We start from the raw sequence: 23968 nt of genomic DNA, 5'->3' as shown, positions 1-23968 counted from the left end.
TGTGCCGATGATCACTTGTCCACCGGCGCTGCTGAACGCCTCGGACGCCGCAAGGCCCGCCTAGAAAACTTGGCTATTTCCCCGCCTGAGCAGCATCCCTGGCGGCGTCTTTGTCCGCCTGAATGCCCCTGGCAAAGTCCATGAAGGCGCGGATCACCCGGACGTCGCGGCGCTGGGTGAGGTAGATGATGCTTTCGCTCATCGTCAGGTTGGCATCACGCAGGCTGTATTTGACCAGGCGGTCGTCGTGGCCGAACTCGGCCTGCGACACGAAGCCGATGCCCGCGCCCGAGGCGACAAGCTCGCGCACCGCTTCCCGGCCTTCGGCGACAATCGCGGGCTTCAGCCGGACGCCCTGCTCGCGGGCGGCCATCTCCACCTTTTCGCGGGTTTTGGAGCCTTCCTCGCGGAACACCAGCGGCAGCTGCGCCAGTTCCTGGAACGACAGGGTTTTCTGAGAGGCCATCAGCAGGCCGCGGGCCGCAAAGGCGACGATGCCGGTGGCGCCCAGGTTCAGAACGCTCATGTCCTTGCCCGGGGACAGGCTGCCGGCAACACCGATTTCCGCGTTGTAGGCGCGCAGCTCGTCGATGATTTCGCCGGTATTGCCGGCGCGCAGTGAAATCACGACATTCGGGTAGCGTTTTTGGAACGGCCCCAAGAAGCCGGTCATGTGCTGGGCCGAATCCGCGATGATCCGCAATTCGCCCTCAACCGCGGCACGGGTTGCCGTCAGGTAGTCCTCTATCTGTGTTTCCACTTCGAAATACTGCTTGGTGAGCTGCAGCAGTTCCTCGCCCGCGCTGGTCAGGAACACCCGTTTCTTCTCGCGCCGGAACAGCAGAACGTCGTGGTCCTGTTCCAGTTTGCGCACCTGTTCCGAAACCGCAGGCTGGGTCAGGTGCAGCGCCTCGGCGGCGCGGGAAAAACCGCTCAGAAGGGCCACATGGTGAAAAGCCTTCAGCTGTGAATGGCGCATGATCCGTCCCTGCGGTTTTGTATAGGCTGGACCTATTACTGAATTGTTTTTTGCAATTTTACATATGAACGGGGCTGGCGCAATCATGCTCTCGAACCATGCATTGGAGACAGGCAATGACCGCTTCCGCACCGCAGATTGACCCGCCTTTTCTGGGCGAGCCTTACCTTCTGACCCCCGGGCCGCTGACCACCTCATACGAGGTCAAACAGGCGATGCTGCGGGACTGGGGCAGCTGGGACGACGACTTCCGCGCCATGACCAGCGACATGCGCTGCCGCTTGCTGGCGCTGCTGGGCGAAGGCGCCGCAGAGTTCGACTGCGTGCCGATGCAGGGCTCCGGCAGCTTTGCGGTGGAGGCGATGCTGGCGTCTTTCATTCCGCGCGGCGGCAAGGCGCTGGTGCTGGCCAACGGCGCCTATGGCCTGCGTTCGGCGCAGACGCTGCAATACCTGGGCCGTGCCTATCGGCTGCTGGACAAGGGCGACTACCTGCCGCCGCGCGGGCAAGAGGTGGCGCAGATCCTGGCAGACGATCCTGCGATCACCCATGTGGTCGCCATTCATTGCGAGACTTCTTCGGGCATCCTGAACCCGGTGGAGGAGATTTCCGAGGCTGTTTACGCCGCGGGCCGCAAGCTCCTGATCGACTCGATGTCAGCGTTTGGTGCCATTGAACTGAAACCCTCGCAGATCCGCTACGAGGCTATGGTTTCCTCGGCCAACAAATGCATCGAAGGGGTGCCGGGCTTTGGCTTTGTCATCGCCCGCAAAGAGGAACTTGAAGCAGCCAAGGGCAACAGCCATTCGCTGTCCCTGGATGTGCATGCGCAATGGGTGCATATGGAAAAGACCGGGCAATGGCGGTTCACCCCGCCGACCCATGTGGTTGCGGCCTTCCTGGAAGCGTTGAAGGCGCATGAGGCTGAAGGCGGAGTCGAGGGGCGCGGCGCCCGCTACACCCGCAACCGCGACGTGATGGTCGCTGGCATGCGCGAGCTGGGGTTCGAGACCCTGCTGCAGAACCGCTGGCTGTCGCCCATCATTGTCACATTCTTTTGCCCTGCTGACAGGAACTTTGTGTTCGGCCGCTTCTACGACCTGATGAAGGAGAAGGGCTTTATCATCTACCCAGGCAAGCTGACCGTTGTGGACAGTTTCCGTGTCGGCTGCATCGGGCAGATGGATGAACATGTGATGCGGCAGGTTGTGACTGCTGCCAAGGAAACGCTTGCCGAAATGGGCGTCGCCAGCGCGGCCCCGCCCGCCGCGGCGCTGGAAGAACGCGCCAAACTGGCCGCCTGAGACATAGAGGACTAAAAGATATGACCATTCAATCCCCCGTCGTTGCAAACGGCCGCGCCTATGAGGTGCCCAAGACCTGCGCGATTGCCATTTGCCTGGACGGCTGCGAGCCGGAGTATCTGGACAAGGCAATTGCCGACGGTCTGATGCCCACGCTCAAGCGGATGCGCGCGGAAGGCACCGACCGGCTGGCGCATTCGGTGGTGCCCTCCTTCACCAACCCCAATAACCTGTCGATCGCCACCGGCCGCCCGCCGGTGGTGCACGGGATCTGCGGCAACTATCTGATCGACCCGGACACCGGCGAAGAGGTGATGATGAACGACGTGCGCTTCCTGCGGGCGCCGACCGTGTTCAAGGCCTTCTATGACGCCGGCGCGCGGGTGGCCGTGGTCACCGCCAAGGACAAGCTGCGGGCGCTCTTGGGCGCAGGCCTGGAGTTTGGCGACGACCGCGCCAAATGCTTCTCTGCCGAAAAATCGGATACCTCGACAGCCGCCGAGCACGGACAGGAGAAGGCATCTGAGTGGCTGGGCATGGCGCAGCCCGAGGTCTATTCGGCAGAGCTGAGCGAATTTGTCTTTGCCGCCGGGGTGAAGCTGCTGAAGGAATGGGCGCCGGATGTGATGTATCTGACTACCACCGACTATGTGCAGCACAAGTACAGCCCTGATCAGGCGGAGGCCAAGGCCTTCTATGAGATGTTCGACAAGTACCTGACGGAGCTGGATACGCTGGGCGCCGCCATCGTTGTGACTGCCGACCATGGCATGAAGCCCAAGCACCACGCCGACGGCTCCCCCAGCGTGATCTATGTGCAGGACTTGATGGATGAATGGCTGGGCGAGGGCCAGGCGCGGGTGATCCTGCCGATCACCGACCCCTATGTAGTGCACCACGGTGCGCTCGGCTCCTTTGCCACCTGCTATCTGCCTGAAGGCGCGGACCGGGCTGAAATCATGAAGAAGCTGGCGGGCTATGACGCGATTACCGATGTGCTGACCCGCGAGGAGGCGGTGGCCAGGTTCGAACTGCCTGCCGACCGCATCGGCGACATCATCATGGTTTCCGGCGAAAACATCTGCATCGGCACTTCGGAGCACCGCCATGACCTGGCGGCGCTGAACGAACCGCTGCGCAGCCATGGCGGGCTGACCGAACAGGAGGTACCCTTCATCTGCAACCGCGTCCTGCCGCTGCCGGAGCGCCCGGTGCTGCGCAACTTCGATGCGTTTTTCTATGCGGCGCAGGCGGCGGCGCTGTAACCATGAAGGATCAGGTGATGAGCGATATCGAAATCCGCAATGAGGGCATGCGCATCGGCGACGAGGTGGTCTTTACTGAGGAGACCGTGCCGGTTCTCTACCCCTACACCAACGAGGTGGTGGGCCATGTGCCGGCAGGCCAGGCCGAACACGCCCGCAAGGCGTTTGAGATTGCCGCGAACTACACGCCCAAGCTCACCCGCTATGAACGCAGCCAGATCCTGCAGCGGGCAGGGGAACTGATCGGCGAGAAGCGCGAGTGGCTGGCCAAATGGCTGACGCTGGAGCTGGGCATCTGCCACCAGCACGCGATCTATGAGACCAAGCGCGCCCAGGACGTCTATCAGTTTGCCGCTGCCGAGGCGCTGAAGGACGATGGCGAGATCTTTTCCTGCGACCTGACGCACAACGGCAAGGCGCGCAAGATCTTCACCAAGCGCGAGCCGGTCAAGGCGATTTCGGCGATCACCCCGTTCAACCACCCCCTGAATATGGTGAGCCACAAGATCGCGCCTGCCATTGCCACCAACAACTGCATGGTCTGCAAACCGACCGAACTGACGCCGCTGACCTGCATTGCGCTGGCCGATATACTGTACGAAGCGGGGCTGCCGCCGGAGATGTTCCAGGTGGTCACCGGCTGGCCCAAGGATATTGGCGATGAGATGATCACCAATGAAAACATCGACATCATCACTTTCACCGGCGGCGTGCCAGTGGGCAAGATGATCGCCGAGAAGGGCGTCTACAAGCGGCAGGCGCTGGAACTGGGCGGCAACGACCCGCTGATCGTGCTGAATGATCTGTCGGACGCTGATCTGGAAAAGGCTGCGACCATCGCCGTGGCCGGCGCCACCGGCAACTCGGGCCAGCGCTGCACCGCGATCAAGCGCATCCTGGTGCAGGAGAGCGTTGCAGACCGCTTCGTGCCGCTGGTTCTGGCGAAGGCGCAGAAGATTAAATTCGGCGACCCGCAGGATCCGGAAACCGAGCTCGGCTGCGTCATCCACGACAAGGCGGCAGAGCTGTTCGAGAAACGCGTCTACATGGCCGAGGCCGAGGGTGCCGAGATCCTCTATCACCCTGGCCGCCAGGGGGCGCTGCTGCCGCCGATCGTGGTCGACAAGGTGCCGCACAACAGCGAGCTGGTGATGGAGGAGACCTTTGGCCCGATCGTGCCCATCGTCCGGGTGCCGGATGATGATGCCGAAGTGATGCGGATTTCCAATTCCACCGAGTTCGGTCTGTCCTCCGGCGTCTGCACCAACGACCTGAACCGGGCAATTGCCTATATCAACGGGCTGGACGTGGGCACATGCAACATCTGGGAGCAGCCTGGCTACCGGATCGAGATGTCCCCCTTCGGCGGCATCAAGGACAGCGGAAACGGGGTCAAGGAAGGTGTGATCGAGGCGATGAAATTCTTCACCAACGTGAAGACCTACTCACTCCCCTGGCCGGAATAACTCCGGCCCGCCGGGGCTGGCTCCACCTGGCCCCGGCCTTTTTTGCTTTCTTCTTTGACCCTTGAACGGAGGCGGCACATGCTCGTCCATACGGAAGGTGAATCCAACACATCCGAGGCCCGCAAGGCCTGGCTGAAGACATCCATCGGCCCCAATTCCGCGCCGCTGCTGGAACGGGACGCTGACGCCTTCCTGCACCAGAGCCTGTCCAGCCCCTGCGTCAGCACCATCGCCAAGGCCGAAGGCATCTGGATCGAGGACATGGATGGCCGCCGCTACATGGATTTCCACGGCAACTCGGTGCATCATCTGGGTTATGGCCACCCCAAGCTGGTCGCCGCGATCAAGCAGCAGTTGGATGATCTGCCGTTTGCGCCGCGCCGCTTCACCAATGAACCGGCAGTGGAACTGGCAGAGAAACTGGCGGCGATCACCCCCGGCGATCTGGGCAAGACCCTGTTCACCACCGGCGGCTCCGACGCCAATGAAGTGGCGCTGAAGATCGCCCGCGCTGCCACCGGGCGGTTCAAGACTCTCAGCTTCTGGGATGCGTTCCACGGCGCGGGTTTCGGCGCCGCCTCGGTCGGGGGCGAGGCCACCTTCCGCAGCCATATCGCAGGCCCCTTGCTGCCGGGAACGGAGCATGTGGCCCCCTTCAGCCCGTCGAACTGCGCCTATGGCCACAAGTCGCTGGAGACCAGTGCCGAAGCCTGCGCGCGGATGATCGACTATGTGCTGGGCCGCGACGGCGACTATTGCGCCTTTATCGCAGAGGCGATGCGCGCGGTCCCCAATGTGCCGCCGCCGGGGTTCTGGAAATCAGTGCGCGAGATCTGCGACCGTCACGGGGTGCTGCTGATCCTGGACGAAATCCCCACCGGGCTGGGCAAGACCGGGCAGATGTTCTCCTTCCAGCATGACGGGATCGTGCCGGACATCGTGACACTGGGCAAATCTCTGGGCGGCGGCATCCTGCCCATCGCCGCCTGTGTGGCTCGGCGCGATCTGGATGTCTGCGGCGACTTTGCCATCGGACACTACACGCATGAAAAAAACCCGGTCACGGCCCGTGCCGCCCTGACGACGCTGCAGATCCTCGAAGAAGAAGGGCTGGTGGAACGCTCTGCCGAACTGGGCCGCCACGCGCTTGAGCGGTTGCGCGACGCACTGGGCCAGATGCCGGTTGTGGGTGACATCCGCGGCCGCGGGCTGATGTTCGGGGTGGAGATTGTCGAGGACCGCCAGACCATGACGCCCGGCATCGCCAAGGCAGAGCAGATCTATTATGCCTGCCTTGAGGGCGGCCTCAGCTACAAGATCAGCCAGGGCAGTGTCCTGACCCTGTCGCCGCCTCTGACCATTTCCCGCGAAGATCTGGACCGGGCACTGGATATCGTGATTGCCGCAGTGAAAGCGGCTGCCTGATCCGGCACTCCGCTGCAAATTAATAAAGCCCCGCCGATGGCGGGGCTTTTCCTTGGTGATGTCGCCTTGCTGTCAGTCCAGGAACCTCTTGGCGGCCGGCAGGTGCTGCATCAGCAGGTAGTAGGAAGCACCGGCGGGCAGCAGGCTGGCGTACCAGGAGATGCCGGAGAAGATCAGCGCCGCTGCAACCCCGATGCCCATGGCAATCACCGCGGCCCAGTTCACACCCTGATAGGGGCCGGTCTCGTCATAAAGCTTGTCCAGGTCCAGCTCCTGCCTGCGCAGGACAAAGTAGTCCACCACCAGGATCGCAAAGATCGGGCCCAGGAAGGCGGAATAGGTCTGGATGAACAGGCTGAGGCCGGCGGCGGATTCATCCTTGACCAGCTCCCAGGGGAAGGTGGCGAAGGCCAGCAGGCCGACGATCACCGCAGAGGTCTTGAACTTGATCTTGAAGATATCCATCAGCGCATAGGCCGGCGGCACCACGTTGTTCAGGATGTTGGTGGTGACCTGGGCAAAGGCGATGAACAGCAGGGTGATGACCAGCAGCGGCTTGTTGTCGACAGCGCTGGAGAACACCTTGATCGGGTCGACCTCGCCAGTGGCGCCGGAGACCATCAGGCCGATCAGCCCCATGAACAGCGTCGCGGGCAGGATCGAGTTGGCATAAATTGCCACCTGGCGGAACGGACCGACGTTATGACGCAGCTCGCGCGAGTAGTCCGACACGTTCAGCATCATGGTGCTGTAGATGCCCAGGAACAGCATGGTGGCTCCCCAGAAAGGCGCGCCCCAGGTGCCTTCGACATTGACCAGATTGGCCGAAATCTCATCGCCGTATTTGCTGATCACGCTGAAGAACATGTAGACCAGCGAGCCGATGATGAAGACGGAGCCGATGTTCTCCAGCCATTTGATGCCGTGGAAGCCCAGCACCGACAGGCCGATCTGCAAGAGCTGGAAGCCGATGAAGAACACCACGATGTTGTCGTAGCCAAACAGCGTGTCGGAGACGAGGTTCAGCGCCCCGGCGCCGATCCAGCTCTGGAAGCCGAACCAGACGATAGCCGGAACAGACCGCACCAGCGCGGGCAGGCGGGTGCCGGCAAAGCCGAAGGCCGAGCGCGCCTGCACCATGAAGGGGATGCCGTATTTGTGGCCGGCCTGGCCGTTGATCATCAGCGCAAGGCCGATCACGGTGCAGCCGATGGCGATGGCAACAAAGGTCTGCAGCAGGTTCAGCGTGCCCACCAGGCCGGAGCCGATGGTGAAGGTGCCGATCGACACGCAGCCGCCCAGCCAGGCAAACAGGTAGGACCACGGATCCATGATCCGGGTTTCCTGCGGTGCAAGGCTCTCCTCCCCGATCCCCTTGCTGCTGTGGTCCTCTATGACGCCGCCGGTTGCGGCGGCTTCCAGTTCTGCGTTCATGGTCATGTTGTCCTCCCTGACAATACCATTATTTCCGGTTGGGGCGTGCATAGGCGTTGATCTTGCTGGTCTTCAGGCCGCAGCCTGCCAGCGCTTCGATCATCCGCGTTGCCGCGCTGACCCCGTCGATGACGGGAATGCCTGTCTCCCGGCTGAGCCATTGGGTGAGATCGGCCATGCCGGCACAGCCCAGCACCACCGCCTCGCAATGGTCCTCCTCGATGGCGCGCAGGATCTCGGCGCGGATCTTCTGGCGCGCGTCCGGCCCTTCTTCCTCCAGCGCCAGCACCGGGATCGCGGCAGAGCGCACCCGGCGGCACTGGCGGCTGAGGCCGTAGCCGTGGACCAGATGCTCGATCACCGGCACTGCGCGGGGCAGGGTGGTGACCACGGTGAAGGAGGTTGCCAGCATGCTGGCCGCCTTCACCGCCGCTTCGCAGATGCCCAGCACCGGGCCGGTCGCCAGCTCGCGGCAGGCGCCGATGCCGGGATCGTCGAAACAGGCGACGACGATGCCGTCCACGCCCTGCTCCTCACCCGCGGCGACCTGCGCCAGCAGGCCGGGCAGCGACATCGCCTCGTCGAAATGGCCCTCGATGCTGGCAGGCGCACCCGCTGCCGTTGCGCCCAGGATGGTGACACCGGGGCTGGCTGCGGCTTCCGCTGCCGCGACGATCTTCCGCGTCATCGACTCGGTCGAGTTGGGATTGACGACCAGGATTTTCATGCGCTCCTCCTTTGTTGTCATTTATTGTTAACAATATTTGATAACACGTCAAGCCGAACGGGCCGCGGCGCCATTGCCAAGCGCCTTGACGGCCCTTAAGTTGCGGCGGCGCAGGAAAACTTTTTTGAGGCTCCATGAAGGATTCTCCCGAAGATCAGATCGTGAATGCGATTCTCGATGCGATTGCCGAACAGCGGCTGCCGGCGGGCACCAAGCTGGGCGAGCAGGCGCTGAGCGATCTGTTTTCCTGCAACCGCGCCAATGTGCGCCGGGCGCTGGCCTCGCTGGCAGCGCAGCAGGTGGTGGAGCTGCGCCCGAACCGCGGCGCCTTTGTGATGACGCCCTCGCCCAAGGAGGCGCGCGACATCTTCCAGGCCCGCCGCGCGATCGAGCGCACCATTGCGCGCCATGCCTCGGGGCAGGCCTCGGCGAACGACATCGCCTTTTTGCGGGACAACATCCTGGAGGAAGCCGAGGCCCGCAAGGCGGGTGACAAACCGGCGGAGCTGCGCGCCTCGCGCCAGTTCCACATGCGGATTGCGCAAATCGCCGGCAATCTGGTGCTGGAGCGCTTCCTGTCGGAGCTGACCATGCGCAGCACGCTGATCCTGGGGCTGTATTCGCCCACCGGCAGCTCCTCTTGCGCCGAGGATGAGCACGACCGGATCGTCGATGCGCTGGAGGCCGGCGATGCTGAACATCTCGTGCAACTGGCCGACGAGCATCTGCGCCATCTGGAGGCGGGGCTGAACTTCGACGAGCCGCCCGCCGCGCCGATGAGCCTGCAGGAACAGCTGATGGTGCCGCGCCGCACACCGCCGGCCAAGTAAGCCGGGCGCCCAGGCCGCGGTTGCGGCCAATCTTCTCCCTGATGCCGCACGCACCAGCGCGTGCCAACGGACCCACGAACGGCCGGTCAGCGGGAAATATTACATCCTTAACGTGTGTTTCTGGCCTCCTAGGCCGATGCGCCGCGCTTCCGGCGCCCGGTAGAGTCAATGCAGGCCGGTGCCAATCGGCGCCGCGACCGCCTGAACCGCCGGACTGCCGGCATTTATCTGATGGGAGACTGACATGACTGCATATCTGAAAAAAATGCTGTCCCAACTGCGCGGCGACGAGCGCGGTGTGACGCTGGTGGAATACGGCATTGCTATTGCGCTGGCCGTTGCGCTGGGCACCGCGGCACTGGACCGTTTGGGTGACGACGTCGAAGAGGCAATGGATGCAGCAGGTGCTGAAATGCCGAATGGTGCTGGTGGCGGCACTTAAAACGTTCCAGCCGCCGGTGCGCACAGGTTCTTCTGGGGGGATCGAACCAGCGCGGACGGGCCGCTCATCCGTTGTCCCGCCATCAAGGCGGGACAACGGAAAAGACCTGAAATTATTCAGCGATGCCGGAACAGGAAGCCTGTTCCCGCCGCCGGATTGGCCTCCCCAGAAAGGATGCACGGCATGAACTTTTCATCACTTCTCAGCATGATTTCCGGGCTGGCCCTGGCGGGCGGCTCTGCTTATGTCGCCAAGGATTACCTCGACGGTCAGACCGTGGCGAACAGCCCAGTGGGGCCGGCGCTGGTCGAGGTTGTAGTCGCGTCGCAGGATATCGCTTTCGGAACAGCGCTGACGGCGCAATCGCTGACCACCATTTCCTGGCCGGCGGACGCACGGCCTGCAGGCACATTCACCGACTACGGAGCACTGCTGCCGGATGCCGGCAAGCCGCCGCGCCGTGCCCGCCGCGCCATTGCGCAGGGGGAGCCGATCCGTGCCTCGAAGATTTCCAACTTTGGCGAGAAGGTAACGATCGTGCAGACGCTCAGCCCGGATCACCGGGCAATGGCTATCAAAGTCAGTGCGGAAACCGCAGTGGGCGGCTTTGTGACACCAGGAGACAGCGTCGACGTTCTGCTGACCCAGGGCCGCGGCGCCGATTTGAAGACCGTGACCATCCTGCAGAACGCCCGGGTTATCGGTGTGGACCAGGATGCCAATCAGGAAACCGACAAGCCCGGGGTGGCCCGCACCGTGACGGTGGAAGTCACGCCGGAGGAAGGGCAGCGCCTGGCGTTGGCACAGCGGGCGGGTACGCTCAGCCTGACGCTGCGCAATCTGGACGCACCGGAAGAGGAAGTGCCGCTGGATTCAATTGGCCTGCGGGACGTGCTGCGCACACTGCAGCCTGAAACGGAAGCGGCCCCGGAGCGGGTGCGCAAGACCGTGCTGATCCGCCGCGGCACCGAAGTGTCCGAAACCGAAATCCGCTGACCGCAACCGCCTTTGGAGCTTAGTCAAGCCATGCGCCTGAACACCCGGATAAAACAGTTCGCACAGGATGACCGCGGCACCATGCTGGTCATCTGGGGGCTGACCTTTGTGGTCTTTCTGGGAATCGCGGCGATGTCGTTTGACCTGGGCCGCACCGGCATCACCCGCAGCGAGCTGCAGGTTTTCACCGACAATGTGGCGCTGGCGGCAGCGGGGGAGCTGGACGGCAAGGACGATGCCATCACCCGGGCCCGCGCGGCGGCGGCCAATCTAATCAGCGACCGCAAAACCTTCGGGACGGGTGGAAGCCTGCTCAGCGGGGATACAGATTACACCCTGACTTTCTATTCCGAATTGCCCGATGATGATACCGCAGCCCTGACGGCGTCCACGACCGACCCGGAGGAGGCGGCGTTTGTCCGGGCGGTGGCCACCCCCAGCACAGTCGGCGCCACCTATGGTGCCGCCTTCGCGGCGCTGACCGGAAACGCCCGCCCGAATGAACAGGCGCGCGCCTCATCAGTGGCGGGCTTCACCCAGTATGCCTGCGACATCACTCCGCTGATGTTCTGCATCCCGCCGGGATTTTCAGCGGATGCCAGCGTCGGCGAGATGATCCTGCTGCGCTCCGGCGGCAATGGGGCCGCCTGGGGGCCGGGGAATTTTGGCTTTCTTGACCCGGCCAAGGTGCGTGTCGATGACGAAGGCCCTTGCGCCGGTTTAAACGGCGCGCAGCTGGACGCCTGTCTGCTGGGGGCCGAGGGCAGCATTACACAGTGCTTCAACCAGCGCGGCGTTGACACCGAGCCGGGCCAGAAGGTCGGCATCCGCGACGCCATCTTCAATGTCCGTTTTGACATCTACAAGGCGATCATGAACGGTAAGCGCAACAATCCCGACTACCGTCCGGCCCCCAATGTCATCAAGGGCATCGTGCCCAAGGGCAATGGCAAAGGCGGCGGCAGCTGCATCGGCAACAATGAGGAGCTGTCCCCCGATACCGTGGGGCTTCCGCGCGACGATTGCTTCACCACCGGCGGCTGCTCCCGCTTTGGCGACGGCAACTGGACGGCAGGCCGGATCAACTATGTCGATACCAACTACGGCGGCGTGGACCCGCATCCCGGTGCCACCACCCGCTACGAATACTATTTGGCGGAAATCAATGCCGCAGGCGGCCCGGGCAGCAACGGCGCAATCCTGTCCGGCCTGGCTGAAACCGGCCGCCCGATCTGCGCCCCGAACCAGAGCGTAGATCCGGAGCGCCGGGTAATAGTCGTGGCCGCCATCGACTGCGTCGCCAACCCGGTCAGCGGCTCCACCACAGATGTGCCGGTCGAGGAATTCGTGAAGGTGTTTCTGACCGAACCGGTGGGGGATGACGGCGCCTCGCCGCCGACCCTGGATATCTGGGGCGAGGTCATTGGCAGCGCCGGCGGCGGTGCCGCGGGCACTGGCGACAGCGGCATCTTCCGCGACGTTGTTCAATTGTACCGGTGATCGAAATGGTTGAGAGAAAACAAAACAGAACCGGCTGGCGCGCTTTCCGCAAAGACGAAAGCGGCGCGGCGCTGGTCGAATTTGCCCTGATGCTGCCGGTGATGCTGCTGATATTCGCGGTGATCATCGAAGGCGGGCGGATGATGTGGTCCTATCAGGCGGCGATCTCCGGCGTGCGCGACGCAGCCCGCTATCTGGCCCGGGTGGCGCCGCAGGATATCTGCTCCGCCGGCGGTTCGGTGGCAAGTTATCAGCCGCAGCTTCTGGCAATTGTGCGCGAAAGCATCGATGGCGACGCGCTGTTTCCCGCCAGCCTGAACGTGGCCTCGGTCACCCCAAGCCTGGCCTGCCATCCGGGCAGCTACCGGGTCTCGCCGGCGCCGGTTGTGGCGGTGCGGGCCAATCTGACCATGACCTTTCCCTTTGCCGGTATCTTTGCCCTGAACGGCGGCAGCCTGGGCACTATCAATACCGTCATCACGGACCAAAGCCGGGTGTTCGGGACATGAGAGGGCTGGGTCGGGCATATGCGGCCTTGCGCCGGTTCCGCAGGGAGCAGGATGGCGCCACGCTGGTGGAGCTGGGCATCGCGATTCCCTTGTTCCTGTTCCTGTTCATGGGCCTTATCGATTTCGGCCGGATGGCCTTTCACTATGTGGTGGCAGAGCGGGCGATGAATGTGGCCGCGCGTGTGGCGGCTGTGCGTCCTCCAGCCTGCCCCGGGGTGCCGGAAATCCACCAGCGCGACCCTTCCGCCACCGGCACCCTGCCCAATTTCGGCACCTCCTGCCGGGCCGGTCCCGACATCTGCCTCGATGCGGGCACCGTGACTTGCGACGGTTCGGCAGCCAATGCGACGGCCGACGAAATCTGGGGCCTGGTACGCGGCGCGATGCCGCCGGGTGCCACCATCTCTGCGCTGTCGTTCAGCTACAGCTATGACAGCAACCTGGGCTTCTTGGGCGGGCCTTACGTGCCCGTGGTCACGGTGGAACTGCAGAATCAGACGTTTGAATTCGTATCGCCGCTCGGTCGGCTGGCAGCGCTGGCTGGCGCGCCGGCGGGATCGGCCCTGGGCGCCTCGGTGCCGTTCCCCTCAATGAGCGTTTCACTGCCGGGCGAGGACCTGGCGCTGGGCCAAAGCGGCTGAAGCGGAGAAGAAAGGAGAAAGCGATGCAGGCTGAAACACAATCTATCGTAGTGGTTTCCAAGGATCCGGCGGTCAGTGCGCTGGTGGCCAGCGTGGCGCAGTTCAGCCCCGGCACTGGGGTCCGGAACTGCGAAGCGGCTTTATCTGAGATCAACGGCACTGCGCTGCAGCTGGCCGAGACCAATGACCTGATCATCTTCCGGGCCGAAGGAGAGACTGCCCGTGATGCCGCGGCGGTAAGGGAAATCCTGCGCCACACCGGCGGTGCGGCGCGGATCCTGGCGCTGGCGGATGCCGCGATGCCCTTTGCCGAACTCAGGCAGCTGACCGATGCCGGGGTCCACGAAGTGCTGCCCGACACGGTATCGGCGGATGAGCTGTCGGCGGCCATCCGCACCTGCCTGAAGGGGCAGGAACCACAGCAAGCCCTGTCTGGAGCGCGCGGCGGCCGCGAGGGAATGGTGATTGCGGTCAGCCAGTCGTGCGGCGGGGCCGGGGCCACAACGCTGGCCGTGAACCTGGCCGATTGCCTGACCCGGCGCCGCGGGCTGCGCCGGAAGGAAGCGGAGTTCAAGGTGGCGCTGGTGGATTTCGATCTGCAGTTCGGCACCATCGGCAATTTTCTGGACCTGCCGGCCAACCGCTGTCTCTATGAGTTGGCGAGCGAGGGGTTCGTGCCCGACCAGGTCTTTGCTGAACAGTCGCTGACAGAGACCGCGCCCGGGCTCTGGGTTCTGGCTTCGCCTGCCGAAATCGCGCCGCTGCATGCGCTGAAGCCGGAGCAGGTGGAGGCACTGATCGCCCATCTGCGCTTGCAGTACGACTTCGTGGTGATCGGCCTGCCGCGGGCGCTGGCCGAATGGCTGACCCCGGTGCTGGAGGCCAGCGAGCGGCTGCTGATGGTAACCGGCAGTTCAGTGCCTGCGGTTTGCCAGGCGCGGCGGCTGCTTGATTTCTACGCCGAGAACAGCATGCGGCTGCAGACCGACATCGTCATCAGCCGCGAGCGCAAGCCCTTGCTGGCAGCCAGCCATCACAAAGAAGCCGCCAAGCTGCTGCAAAAGCCGTTCAAATACTGGCTGCCCGATGACCCCTCGGCGGCGGCAGCGGCGGTCGACCAGGGGGTGCCGCTGTCGGCGGCGGCCGGGCGCTCTGCCCTGGCCAAGGCGGTCCGCCGCCTGTCCAAGGATCTGATCGAGACACGCAATGCCCGCGCCGCAGCGGCGCAGCCCCAGCACGGAAAGGCGGTTTGAGATGTTCAGGAATTTTGGCAAGCGGGCCGAAGACGCCAGTGTTGCGGAAACGGTTGTGCCCCTGTGGCCGGACGCCGCCGGAGATGTTGCCGCGGCGGAACCGGACACCAGCGAGGAAACCCGCAGGCTGACCGCCTTTCTGGAGCTGAAGAGCCGGATGCACGAGGCGGTGATCGACCGGCTGAACCTGGCTGTGATCGACAAGGTGGAGCCGGAGGAGCTGCGCCGCGAGGTGGCGGCGCTGGTCAGCGATGTGCTGGCTGAGGAAAACAACCCGATGCGCGCCGATGAATTCCGCCGCCTGGTGGATGAGCTGATCGACGAGGTTCTGGGCCTGGGCCCGCTGGAGCCTTTGCTGGCAGATCCGGGCATCAACGATATTCTGGTCAACGGCCACCAGACGGTCTTTGTCGAACGCAGCGGTGTTCTGGAACAGACCGGCGTGCGCTTCCGCGATGAAAAGCACCTGTTGCGGATCATTGACAAGGTGGTCTCGCGCGTCGGGCGCCGGGTGGATGAGAGCAACCCCTGGGTGGACGCACGGCTGGAGGACGGCAGCCGGGTCAACGCCATCATCCGCCCCTGCGCCATCGACGGCCCGTCGCTGTCGATCCGAAAGTTTGCCCGCGATCCGCTGACACTGGAGAAATTGGTGGCAGGCCAGGCACTGAACGGGCGCGCCGCTGCTTTCCTGCAGGCGCTGGTCGAGGCGCGGATCAATATCCTGATCTCCGGCGGCACCGGCTCCGGCAAGACCACCATGCTGAACGCAATTTCAGCCGGGATCGACCCGCGCTCGCGGATCGTCACCATCGAGGACGCGGCAGAGCTGCAATTGCAGCAGGCCCATGTGGTGCGGCTGGAAACCCGTCCGCCCAATCCGTCCGGCAGCGGCGCCGTCAGCCAGCGCGACCTGGTGCGCAACGCGCTGCGGATGCGCCCGGACCGGATCATCGTCGGCGAGGTGCGCGGCGCCGAGACCTTTGACATGCTGCAGGCGATGAACACCGGCCACGACGGCTCGATGACAACGGTGCACGCCAATTCCGCCCGCGATGCGCTGGGCCGGATCGAGCAGATGGTCTCGATGATGGGGATGGAGCTGCCGCTGGCGGCGATCCGGGCGCAGATTGCCTCGGGCCTGCAGATCATCGTGCAGCTGGCCCGGCTGTCGGACGGCCAGCGGCGGGTGATGAGCATCTCGGAACTCACCGGTCTGGAGGGTGAGGTGATCACCATGCAGGACATCTTCGTGTTCCGGCGGATGGGCAAGACCGCATCCGGCGGTATCGCGGGCGAGTTCATTCCGACCGGTATCCGGCCGCAATGCACGGCACTGCTGGAAGCGGCGGGCGTGGCGTTTGACCAGACACTTTTCCAGCCGGAGGATGCCTGATGCTGAATGATCTTCTCGACCAATTGCATGGCTGGAACGGACAGCTGGGCGGATACGCGGTTTTTTGCGGTGTCGCTGTGGGGGTGCTGCTTCTGTTCACCGGCCTGCGGCAGCTGATGGGCCGCAAGGGGCGGTCCGAGGCCATGCGCGGCCGCCGGATGAGGCTGATTGCCGAAGGGCGGAGCGGCGCGGAACGGCTGGCCATCCTGAAACCGCCGCCGCGCCGGACCGGCTGGCAGCGCATTCCCGTCGCGGGTGCTCTGCCGCAGATTCTGCGGCAGGCGGACGTGCCGCTGAGCGCGGGGATGTTCTGGGCCGGGTGCTGTGCGCTGACGGTTCTGATCTCTGTGTTGGCGGCGGGCTATGCCGGCTGGCTGCATGGCACCGTGATCGGGGTGCTCGGCGGTGTCGGTGTGCCCTTTGCCCTGCTGATCAGCCAGCAGCGCAAGAAGATGGACAAGCTGATGCACCAGTTGCCGGATGCGCTGGAGATGCTGGCGCGCGGCCTCAAGGTTGGCCATCCGCTCAACAATTCCATCGGCATTGCAGCGCGCGAGATGCCGGACCCGGCGGGCACCGAACTGGGGATCATCTACGACCAGGTGACCTATGGTGACGATCTGCCGGACGCGGTTCAGGAGTTTGCCGAGCGGACCGGCCTGGAGGACACCCGGTACCTGGCGGCCAGTGTCAGCATCCAGCACGGCACCGGCAGCGACCTGTCGGTGATGCTGGAAACCCTGTCGCGGGTTATCCGCAACCGGATTGCGCTGCGCCGCAAGGTGCACGCGCTGGCCTCCGAAGGGCGGCTGACCGCCTGGATGCTGTCGGCGCTGCCGCTGGTGATCTTTGGATCGGTCTCGGTGCTGACGCCGGATTATTACGCGGGCGTGGCGGATGACCCGCTTTTCCGGCCGATGATGGGCGGGATCATCGTCCTGACCCTGCTGAATGCGCTCGTTCTGCGCAAACTTGTCAATTTCCGGATCTGATCAGGGAGGTTAGCCATGGAAGAGTTCCTTACCGGCTTCTTGAACCAAACCGGTCTGACAGCCAGCGGGCTGGCTGCGGCCGGTGCTGCAGCCGCGGTGCTGCTGCTCTATTTCGGCGCTGCTGCCGGCCTGGCCCGGAAATCCCCCGCCGCGGTGCGGCTGTCATCGCTGAGCGCGGCCCGCCGCCGCGGATCCGGCGATCTGGCGCTGCTCAAGGCGCCGGCGGAAAAACCGGGCGGGCTGATGAAGGCCTTTGTGCCTGCCAGTCTGACGGAGCGGTCGGAACTGGAGAACAAGCTGTCCCAGGCGGGGTTTTCCCAGGCCGGGGCATTGCGCAATTTCACTCTGATCCGGGTCCTGCTGGGACTGGCCGTGCCGGGGCTGCTGCTGCTGGTCATTGCCGCCGCCAAGACACCGGGCCTGCTGCCGCCCAACCCGGTTACCGCGCAGGTGGCGGGCTGGACCAACATGCAGGTATTCCAGACGCTCAGCGGGCTGGTGGGGGCCGGCTTCTTCGGCCCGGTTTATGTGCTGAACGCCCGTGCCGCCGCCCGCCGCCGCCGGATCGAGGACGCCTTTCCCAACGCCCTGGACCTGATGCGGATATCCGTCGATTCCGGGCTCGGGTTTGATGCAGCGATGACCCGCGTGGGCAACGAACTGGCCCAGGTCTCGCCGGATCTGGCTTTTGAGCTGCTCAGCGTGCAGCGGCAGATCCAGGCCGGGCGCGCGCGCAGCGACGCGCTTCTGGATATGGCCAGCCGCACCGGGGTGGAGACTGTCCGCTCCTTTGCCAATGTTGCCCTGCAGTCGATGCAGTTCGGCACCAGCATGGCCTCGGCGCTGGCCACCTATTCCGATGATCTGCGCAGCCAGCGGGAAATGCGGGCGCAGGAAATGGCCAGCAAGCTGCCGGTCAAGATGTCGGCTGTTCTGGCCTCGCTGATGCTGCCTGCGCTGGTCATGATCACCATCGGCCCGGTTGTGATCCGCTACATCCGTTTCGTCGCAAGCTGATTCGCATGCAGTTGGACAATTGCTGCCGTTTGGCCGCAATTGGTTCCGGCGTATGATGCCGGAATACCAAAAAAATCAGCTAAAAGTTGTAAAATTGAGCTGGTAGCTGCAATTTTTGCCAAATTCTTGACGTAATTGAGCGAACTCGCCAGCATGAAGGGACGCAATAAGGAGTCGTTTTGTATGAGCGCTTGCTAAGTCACTAAAAGCGCTAAGTTAATAGTTAGTATTGCTGTGGGGGGATGCGCGTTATGGGGACCAATGCGCTTTTTGACACCCACACCGTTCGGGCTGCTGAGGCCGGAATGATTGCGCCTGTTGCGCGATGGTGTGAGTGTTTGCACGGCCGTGCGCCTTTCAGGGACGCGTTGAGCGGACTGGCGGCGGCCATTAATGGGGAAGCAGCTGCAATTTGCAGGGTATCAACCGGCAAGGGGCGGGCTTCAGGTTCGATTTTCTTTGACAAAGGTGCAGGCGGCAGAAACGGCCCGCAACTGGAGCGGTCCTTTGCCCGCTCAGTGCTGGGCAGTTATCTGGACAAGGCCAAGCCGGGGCTGATCTGGTATAAATCCATGAGCGATGAGGAGGCGGATCCGATGCTGGACCGGTTTCACAGCGCCCGCAAACTGGTGGAGCTGGCGGTGATCCCGCTGTCCTCCGGCAAGCAGCACACGGATTTCTTGGAGCTGCATTTTGCAACCCGGCCCGGGGCGGTGCAGCAGGCGCTGCTGAACATCATATCCGGCACCCTGGTGCGGACTTGGACCAACCGGTCGCCCGGGCTCTACGCAGAGGCCTGCCTGAAGGAGCAGCGCACCGGCCGCACCGCGGAGGTCCAGGCGCATCTGCTGAGCATGGACAATCCGGCCCAGCTGAGCCGTGCCGAATACCGGGTCTGCGTTCTGCTGAGCAAGGGCCAGCCGGCCAAGCGGGTGCAGTCGGACCTGGGGATCTCGAAATCGACCCTGCGCACGCATCTGCGCAACATCTATGCCAAGACGCAGACCCGCAACATGAGCGAACTGGTCTATCAGCTGGTCTCGGTTGACACCTTCGCCGGGCAGACGCCGCGGCGCAACTCAGCCGCATGACGGGCTTCGCGGAACTGCTGCCGCTGGCCGCGGCCAGCCCGGTGCTGATCTATGCCGGGCTGGGCGACCTGCGCTACCTGCGGCTGTCCAACAGGACAATGCTGGGGCTGGCTGCTGTTTTCCTGCTGACCGCGCCGCTGCTGCCGCTGGCGGAAACCGGGCTGCGCGTGCTGGCTGCGGGGGTCGTCTTCGCGTTGTGCTTTGCGCTGTTCTGCGGGCGGGTGCTGGCGGGCGGCGACGTCAAGATGATGGCGCTGGCGCTGCTTTTCGTGCCGTCTTCCGCGCTGGCAACTTTTGCCTGGAGCTTCAGCGCGGCCATGCTGGCCGTGCCCTTTGCGCTCATGCTGCTGGGCCGGATGGAGGCCGCCGCCGGCTGGCGGCACTGGGCCTCGCTTCAGACGCCAGGGAAAATGCCTATGGGGGCGGCAATTTCCCTGGCGCTGCTGTTTTTGCTGACTGTTTTAGCCGCCGGAGCCTGACAGCGCGGCCTGCCCCGGCCTTCAGCGGGCGGGCGGGAACACAGCCGTCCGCTTGACCGTTCCATAGACAAAACTGGTGTCGATGGAGGCAATGCCGCCAACCGGATGGATGCGGTTGCGGATGAATTCCTCGTAGGCCTCCAGATCCGGCACCAGCACTCGCAACTGGTAATCCATTGCACCGGTCAGCACGTGGCATTCCAGCACCTCGTCGATCAGCTGCATCTTGCGCTCGAAATTCTTCACGTCCGCCTCGCCGTGCCGCTCCAGCTTGATGCGGACAAAGACGGTGATCGGCAGTCCGTAGGATTTGGCATCAACCACCGCGCTGTAGCCCTGGATAACGCCTTGGGCTTCCAGATTGCGCACCCGCCGCAGGCACGGGGAGGGGGAGAGGTTTACCGCCTCCGCCAGGTCTTGGTTGGTCATCCGGCCGTCGCGCTGCAGGGCGCGGATGATCTGGCGGTCCTTGCTGTCCATTTTGAGGTCCTGTTTGGCAGAATCTGCCAATATCTGTATCTGATCAGAAATAATTCGCAATCCATTGCCGCCGAAACAGGCGGATGATGCCTGTAACAACAGACAGGAGCATCCCATGAAAACCTCCGGCGGCTTTGCCACCCGTGCCATCCACCACGCCTATGATCCGCAGGACAACGAAGGCGCGCTGACGCCGCCGCTGCACCTGACCTCGACCTTCACATTTGAGACCGCCGAGGCCGGCGGCGAGATGTTCGCAGGCGAACGCCAAGGCCATATCTACAGCCGGATCTCCAACCCGACCTGCGACCTGCTGGAGCAGCGGATCGCCACGCTGGAAGGCGCCGAGGCGGGTCTGGCGCTCAGCAGCGGCATGGGCGCCATCACCGCGGTTCTGTGGACGCTGCTCAGCCCCGGTGACGAGGTGATTGTGGACAAGACGCTTTATGGCTGCACCTTTGCCTTCATGCGCCACGGGCTGGCGAAATGGGGCGTCACCATCACCCATGTCGACATGACCGACATGGAAAATCTGCGCGCCGCTGTCTCGGATAAAACCCGCGTGGTGTATTTCGAGACCCCGGCCAACCCGAACATGCGGCTGGTCGACATTGCTGCGGCGGCGGAGGTTGCCCATGCCGCAGGCGCGCAGGTGGTGGTCGACAACACCTACGCCACCCCCTACCTGACCCGCCCGATCGAACTGGGCGCCGACATCGTGCTGCATTCCGCCACCAAATACCTGGGCGGCCACGGCGATGTGGTGGCAGGCCTTGTCGTGGGCACCGCCGAGCAAATCGGTGAAATCCGCCTGGTCGGCATGAAGGACATGACCGGCGCAGTGATGGCGCCCTTCAACGCTATGCTGATCCTGCGCGGCCTCAAGACCCTGGCGCTGCGGATGGACCGCCACTGCGCTTCTGCTGTAACCGTGGCGGATTATCTGGCCGCTCACCCCGCGGTGAAATCGGTTTCCTTCCCGGGCCATGACAGCTTTGCCCAGGCCGATGTCGCCAAGCGCCAGATGGCGCAGCCCGGTGCCATGATCGCCTTTGAGGTCGAGGGCGGCCTGCACGGCGGCATCGCCTTTATGAACGGCTTGCAGATGATCCAGCGGGCGGTGTCGCTGGGCGATGCGGAAACCCTGATTCAGCATCCGGCCTCGATGACCCATTCGACCTATTCTCCGGAAGAGCGCGCCGAGCATGGCATCAGCGACGGGCTGATCCGCCTGTCGGTGGGGCTGGAGGATGTGGCCGACATCCTGGCCGACCTGGAACAGGCCTTGCCCGCCCCTGTGCAGCACGCCGCCGAGTAAGGAGAGAGCCATGCACCCCGATCTGACCCACCTCAAGACCATCGAACAGCGGCTGTTGTGGCTGTCGCATTGGATGATCCACAACGCGAACCACATCCGCCCCAAGGCGGACGGGATCAAGATCGGGGGGCATCAGGCCTCTTCGGCGTCGATGGTATCGATCATGACGGCGCTGTATTTTTCTGCACTGAAGCCCGGCGACCGTGTGGCGGTGAAACCGCATGCCTCGCCCGTCTTTCACGCGATGCAGTACCTGATGGGTAACCAGACGCGCGAGAAGATGGAGAACTTCCGCGGCTTCGGCGGGGTGCAGAGCTATCCCAGCCGCACCAAGGACGTGGATGACGTGGATTTCTCCACCGGCTCGGTCGGCCTTGGCGTCGGGATCACCGCGCTGGCCTCGATGGTGCAGGATTTCATCACCGCCAAGGATTGGGGGCAGGACGCCCGCACCGGCCGCATGGTGGCGCTGGCGGGTGACGCCGAGCTGGACGAGGGCAACATCTACGAGGTGCTGCAGGAAGGCTGGAAGAACGATCTGCGCAACACCTGGTGGATCATCGACTACAACCGTCAGTCGCTGGACGGCATCGTTCGCGAAGGTCTGTTCGAGCGGATCGAGAAGATCTTTGACGCCTTCGGCTGGGACGTGGTGCGGGTGAAATACGGCACCCTGCAGCGTGCCGCGTTTAAGGAGCCGGGCGGCGAAGCTTTGCGCGCCTGGATCGACGCCTGCCCGAACCAGCAGTATTCCGCGCTCACCTACATGGGCGGCGCGGTATGGCGGCAGCACCTGATGAATGACCTGGGCGATCAGGGCGATGTCAGTGCGCTGATCGCCAGGCGCAGCGACGAGGAACTTGCGAATCTGATGGAAAACCTCGGCGGCAACTGCGTGGAGACGATGGCGGATGTGTTCGCATCCATCGACCACGACCGCCCGGTCTGTTTCCTGGCCTATACGGTCAAGGGCTGGGGCACGCCGATTGCCGGCCACAAGGACAACCACGGCGGTCTGATGACCAAGGCGCAGATGGCGGAATGGCAGGCCCATATGGGCGTCGCCGCAGGGGAGGAGTGGGAGCCCTTCGCCACCGTTTCCGACCCCGCCGCGCTGCAAGGTTTTCTTCGCCAGGTGCCGTTCTTTGCCGAAGGCCCGCGCCGCCATTTCGACGCGACGCTGCCGGTGCCCGCGATTGCCATCGACACCTCCCGCGAAATCTCCACCCAGATGGCCTTTGGCAAGATCCTCGATGATCTGTCCAAGGAGGACAGCGAACTGGCGGCGCGGATCCTGACCACTTCGCCCGATGTGACCGGCACCACCGGGCTGGGGCCGTGGGTCAACCGGCGCAAGCTGTTTGCGCGTGAGGTGCAAAAGGATGCCTTTATCGAGCACCGCATCCCTTCCACCGCGAAATGGAACTTCGCCCCAGAGGGCCAGCATCTGGAACTGGGCATCGCGGAGATGAATCTGTTCCTGCTGCTGGGCGCCGCCGGGCTGTCGCATTCGCTGTTCGGCAAGCGGGTGATCCCCATCGGCACCGTCTACGACCCCTTTGTTTGCCGCGGTCTCGATGCGCTGAACTATGCCTGCTACCAGGACGCGCGTTTCATGATCGTCGGCACCCCCTCCGGGGTGACGCTGGCGCCCGAAGGCGGCGCGCATCAGTCCATCGGCACGCCGCTCATCGGCATGTCGCAGGACGGGTTGGCGGCGTTTGAGCCTGCCTTTGCCGATGAGCTGGCAGTGATCATGGAATGGGCCTTTGACTACCTGCAGCGCGACGGCGAGGGCGACCCGGATGAGCGCACCTGGCTGCGCGACGAGACCGGCGGCTCGGTCTATCTGCGCCTCACCACCAGCCCGATGGAGCAGCCCGGCAAGCGCGCCGATGAGGACTTCCGCCAGGGGGCCATCGACGGCGGTTACTGGCTGCGCAAACCGGGGCCGAACTGCGATGTGGTGATCGCCTATCAGGGCGCAGTGGCACCGGAGGCGATCAAGGCCGCGGGCATCATCGGCGAAAGCCGCCGCGACGTGGGCGTGCTGGCGGTGACCTCTGCCGACCGGCTGAACGCGGGCTGGACCGCGGCGCAGCGGGCGCGCTCGCGCGGCAACGCCGCCGCCAAATCCCATATCGAAACGCTGATGGGTGGCCTGCCGCCGCACTGCAAGGTGATCACCGTGATCGACGGCCACCCTGCGACGCTTGCCTGGCTGGGCGGGGTTGCAGGCCACCAGACCATCCCGCTGGGGGTGGAGCATTTCGGCCAGACCGGCACCATCGGCGATCTCTACCGCCACCACGGGCTGGATGCCGCGGCCATCGTTGCCAAGGTGAACGGGCTAACCGCCGGCAAACGTGTCAGCAACGCGGTACCGGCCGGCTGATCGCCTGGCACTGCCATCGCAGCCACGGT

Annotated in this window: 22 protein-coding genes; 18 read left to right on the top strand and 4 right to left on the bottom strand. The window is 64.0% G+C overall.

What is annotated here, in order from left to right; translation table 11 throughout:
• Positions 1-73 precede the first annotated feature (73 nt).
• Positions 74-979: a LysR substrate-binding domain-containing protein gene (locus tag LHL23_RS12995; protein WP_226430156.1), complete on the bottom strand. Its 906-nt coding sequence runs from the start codon at positions 977-979 to the stop codon at positions 74-76.
• Positions 980-1095: 116 nt separating this feature from the next.
• Here LHL23_RS12995 and LHL23_RS12990 point away from each other — a divergent pair, with 116 nt between their 5' ends.
• The 4 genes from LHL23_RS12990 to pbfA all read left to right on the top strand — a co-directional run bounded on the left by LHL23_RS12990 (position 1096) and on the right by pbfA (position 6439).
• Complete coding sequence (locus tag LHL23_RS12990; RefSeq protein WP_226430155.1) at positions 1096-2283, top strand: 2-aminoethylphosphonate--pyruvate transaminase; 1188 nt, start codon at positions 1096-1098, stop codon at positions 2281-2283.
• 20 nt (positions 2284-2303) lie between these two features.
• Entirely contained in the window at positions 2304-3548 is a 1245-nt protein-coding gene (phnA, locus tag LHL23_RS12985; protein ID WP_226430154.1) for a phosphonoacetate hydrolase, read from the top strand.
• Positions 3549-3565: 17 nt separating this feature from the next.
• A complete protein-coding gene (gene phnY / locus LHL23_RS12980; RefSeq protein ID WP_226430153.1) occupies positions 3566-5014 on the top strand; it encodes a phosphonoacetaldehyde dehydrogenase in 1449 nt (482 codons plus the stop codon).
• Positions 5015-5092: 78 nt separating this feature from the next.
• Positions 5093-6439: a (R)-1-hydroxy-2-aminoethylphosphonate ammonia-lyase gene (gene pbfA, locus LHL23_RS12975; protein WP_226430152.1), complete on the top strand. Its 1347-nt coding sequence runs from the start codon at positions 5093-5095 to the stop codon at positions 6437-6439.
• A gap of 72 nt (positions 6440-6511) precedes the next feature.
• On the opposite strand, the gene LHL23_RS12970 is transcribed toward pbfA, so the two are convergent.
• Positions 6512-7879 (bottom strand): NCS1 family transporter, encoded by a 1368-nt coding sequence (locus tag LHL23_RS12970; RefSeq protein ID WP_226430151.1) that lies wholly within the window; start codon positions 7877-7879, stop codon positions 6512-6514.
• A 22-nt stretch (positions 7880-7901) separates the two neighbouring features.
• Positions 7902-8600, bottom strand: a complete 699-nt coding sequence (locus LHL23_RS12965) for an aspartate/glutamate racemase family protein (protein ID WP_226430150.1) — start codon at positions 8598-8600, stop codon at positions 7902-7904.
• 134 nt (positions 8601-8734) lie between these two features.
• On the opposite strand from LHL23_RS12965, the gene LHL23_RS12960 reads away from it, so the two are divergent.
• The 12 genes from LHL23_RS12960 to LHL23_RS12905 all read left to right on the top strand — a co-directional run bounded on the left by LHL23_RS12960 (position 8735) and on the right by LHL23_RS12905 (position 19746).
• The gene (locus LHL23_RS12960; RefSeq protein ID WP_226430149.1) at positions 8735-9430 is read left to right on the top strand and encodes a GntR family transcriptional regulator; all 696 of its coding nucleotides are present in this window, start codon (positions 8735-8737) and stop codon (positions 9428-9430) included.
• 244 nt (positions 9431-9674) lie between these two features.
• A complete protein-coding gene (locus LHL23_RS12955; RefSeq protein ID WP_226430148.1) occupies positions 9675-9872 on the top strand; it encodes a Flp family type IVb pilin in 198 nt (65 codons plus the stop codon).
• 183 nt (positions 9873-10055) lie between these two features.
• A complete protein-coding gene (gene cpaB, locus LHL23_RS12950; RefSeq protein ID WP_226430147.1) occupies positions 10056-10868 on the top strand; it encodes a Flp pilus assembly protein CpaB in 813 nt (270 codons plus the stop codon).
• A 30-nt stretch (positions 10869-10898) separates the two neighbouring features.
• On the top strand, positions 10899-12368 hold the full coding sequence (locus LHL23_RS12945; protein WP_226430146.1) for a TadE/TadG family type IV pilus assembly protein: 1470 nt from the start codon (positions 10899-10901) through the stop codon (positions 12366-12368).
• Positions 12369-12373: 5 nt separating this feature from the next.
• Positions 12374-12877: a TadE/TadG family type IV pilus assembly protein gene (locus LHL23_RS12940; RefSeq protein WP_226430145.1), complete on the top strand. Its 504-nt coding sequence runs from the start codon at positions 12374-12376 to the stop codon at positions 12875-12877.
• A complete protein-coding gene (locus LHL23_RS12935) occupies positions 12874-13518 on the top strand; it encodes a TadE/TadG family type IV pilus assembly protein (protein WP_222478890.1) in 645 nt (214 codons plus the stop codon). The genes LHL23_RS12940 and LHL23_RS12935 overlap by 4 nt, the downstream gene beginning before the upstream one ends.
• 23 nt (positions 13519-13541) lie before the next feature.
• A complete protein-coding gene (locus LHL23_RS12930) occupies positions 13542-14771 on the top strand; it encodes an AAA family ATPase (protein ID WP_226430144.1) in 1230 nt (409 codons plus the stop codon).
• Position 14772: 1 nt separating this feature from the next.
• Positions 14773-16167, top strand: a complete 1395-nt coding sequence (locus tag LHL23_RS12925) for a CpaF family protein (RefSeq protein ID WP_226430143.1) — start codon at positions 14773-14775, stop codon at positions 16165-16167.
• Complete coding sequence (locus LHL23_RS12920; RefSeq protein WP_226430142.1) at positions 16167-17159, top strand: type II secretion system F family protein; 993 nt, start codon at positions 16167-16169, stop codon at positions 17157-17159. Before LHL23_RS12925 ends, LHL23_RS12920 begins: the two co-directional genes overlap by 1 nt.
• A 15-nt stretch (positions 17160-17174) precedes the next feature.
• Positions 17175-18176, top strand: coding sequence for a type II secretion system F family protein (locus LHL23_RS12915; RefSeq protein ID WP_226430141.1), 1002 nt, complete (start codon positions 17175-17177; stop codon positions 18174-18176).
• Between the two features lie 518 nt (positions 18177-18694).
• Positions 18695-19267 (top strand): helix-turn-helix transcriptional regulator, encoded by a 573-nt coding sequence (locus LHL23_RS12910; RefSeq protein ID WP_226430140.1) that lies wholly within the window; start codon positions 18695-18697, stop codon positions 19265-19267.
• A complete protein-coding gene (locus LHL23_RS12905) occupies positions 19264-19746 on the top strand; it encodes a prepilin peptidase (protein ID WP_222478902.1) in 483 nt (160 codons plus the stop codon). Before LHL23_RS12910 ends, LHL23_RS12905 begins: the two co-directional genes overlap by 4 nt.
• Positions 19747-19767: 21 nt before the next feature.
• Here LHL23_RS12905 and LHL23_RS12900 read toward each other — a convergent pair whose 3' ends face one another.
• Positions 19768-20226: an Lrp/AsnC family transcriptional regulator gene (locus LHL23_RS12900; protein WP_222478904.1), complete on the bottom strand. Its 459-nt coding sequence runs from the start codon at positions 20224-20226 to the stop codon at positions 19768-19770.
• A 115-nt stretch (positions 20227-20341) separates the two neighbouring features.
• Here LHL23_RS12900 and LHL23_RS12895 point away from each other — a divergent pair, with 115 nt between their 5' ends.
• Positions 20342-21544, top strand: coding sequence for a methionine gamma-lyase (locus LHL23_RS12895; protein ID WP_226430139.1), 1203 nt, complete (start codon positions 20342-20344; stop codon positions 21542-21544).
• A 10-nt stretch (positions 21545-21554) separates the two neighbouring features.
• Positions 21555-23939 carry a transketolase gene (locus LHL23_RS12890; RefSeq protein ID WP_226430138.1) on the top strand — a complete coding sequence of 795 codons (2385 nt, stop codon included), beginning with the start codon at positions 21555-21557 and terminating at the stop codon, positions 23937-23939.
• Positions 23940-23968: the final 29 nt, after the last annotated feature.

Origin of the sequence: Leisingera sp. McT4-56 (assembly GCF_020514995.1) — a bacterium.
GTDB classification, from domain to species: Bacteria; Pseudomonadota; Alphaproteobacteria; order Rhodobacterales; family Rhodobacteraceae; genus Leisingera; species Leisingera aquaemixtae_A.
Note: the sequence above shows the minus strand (reverse complement) of the source record. Positions and strands in the feature narration are given on the sequence as shown.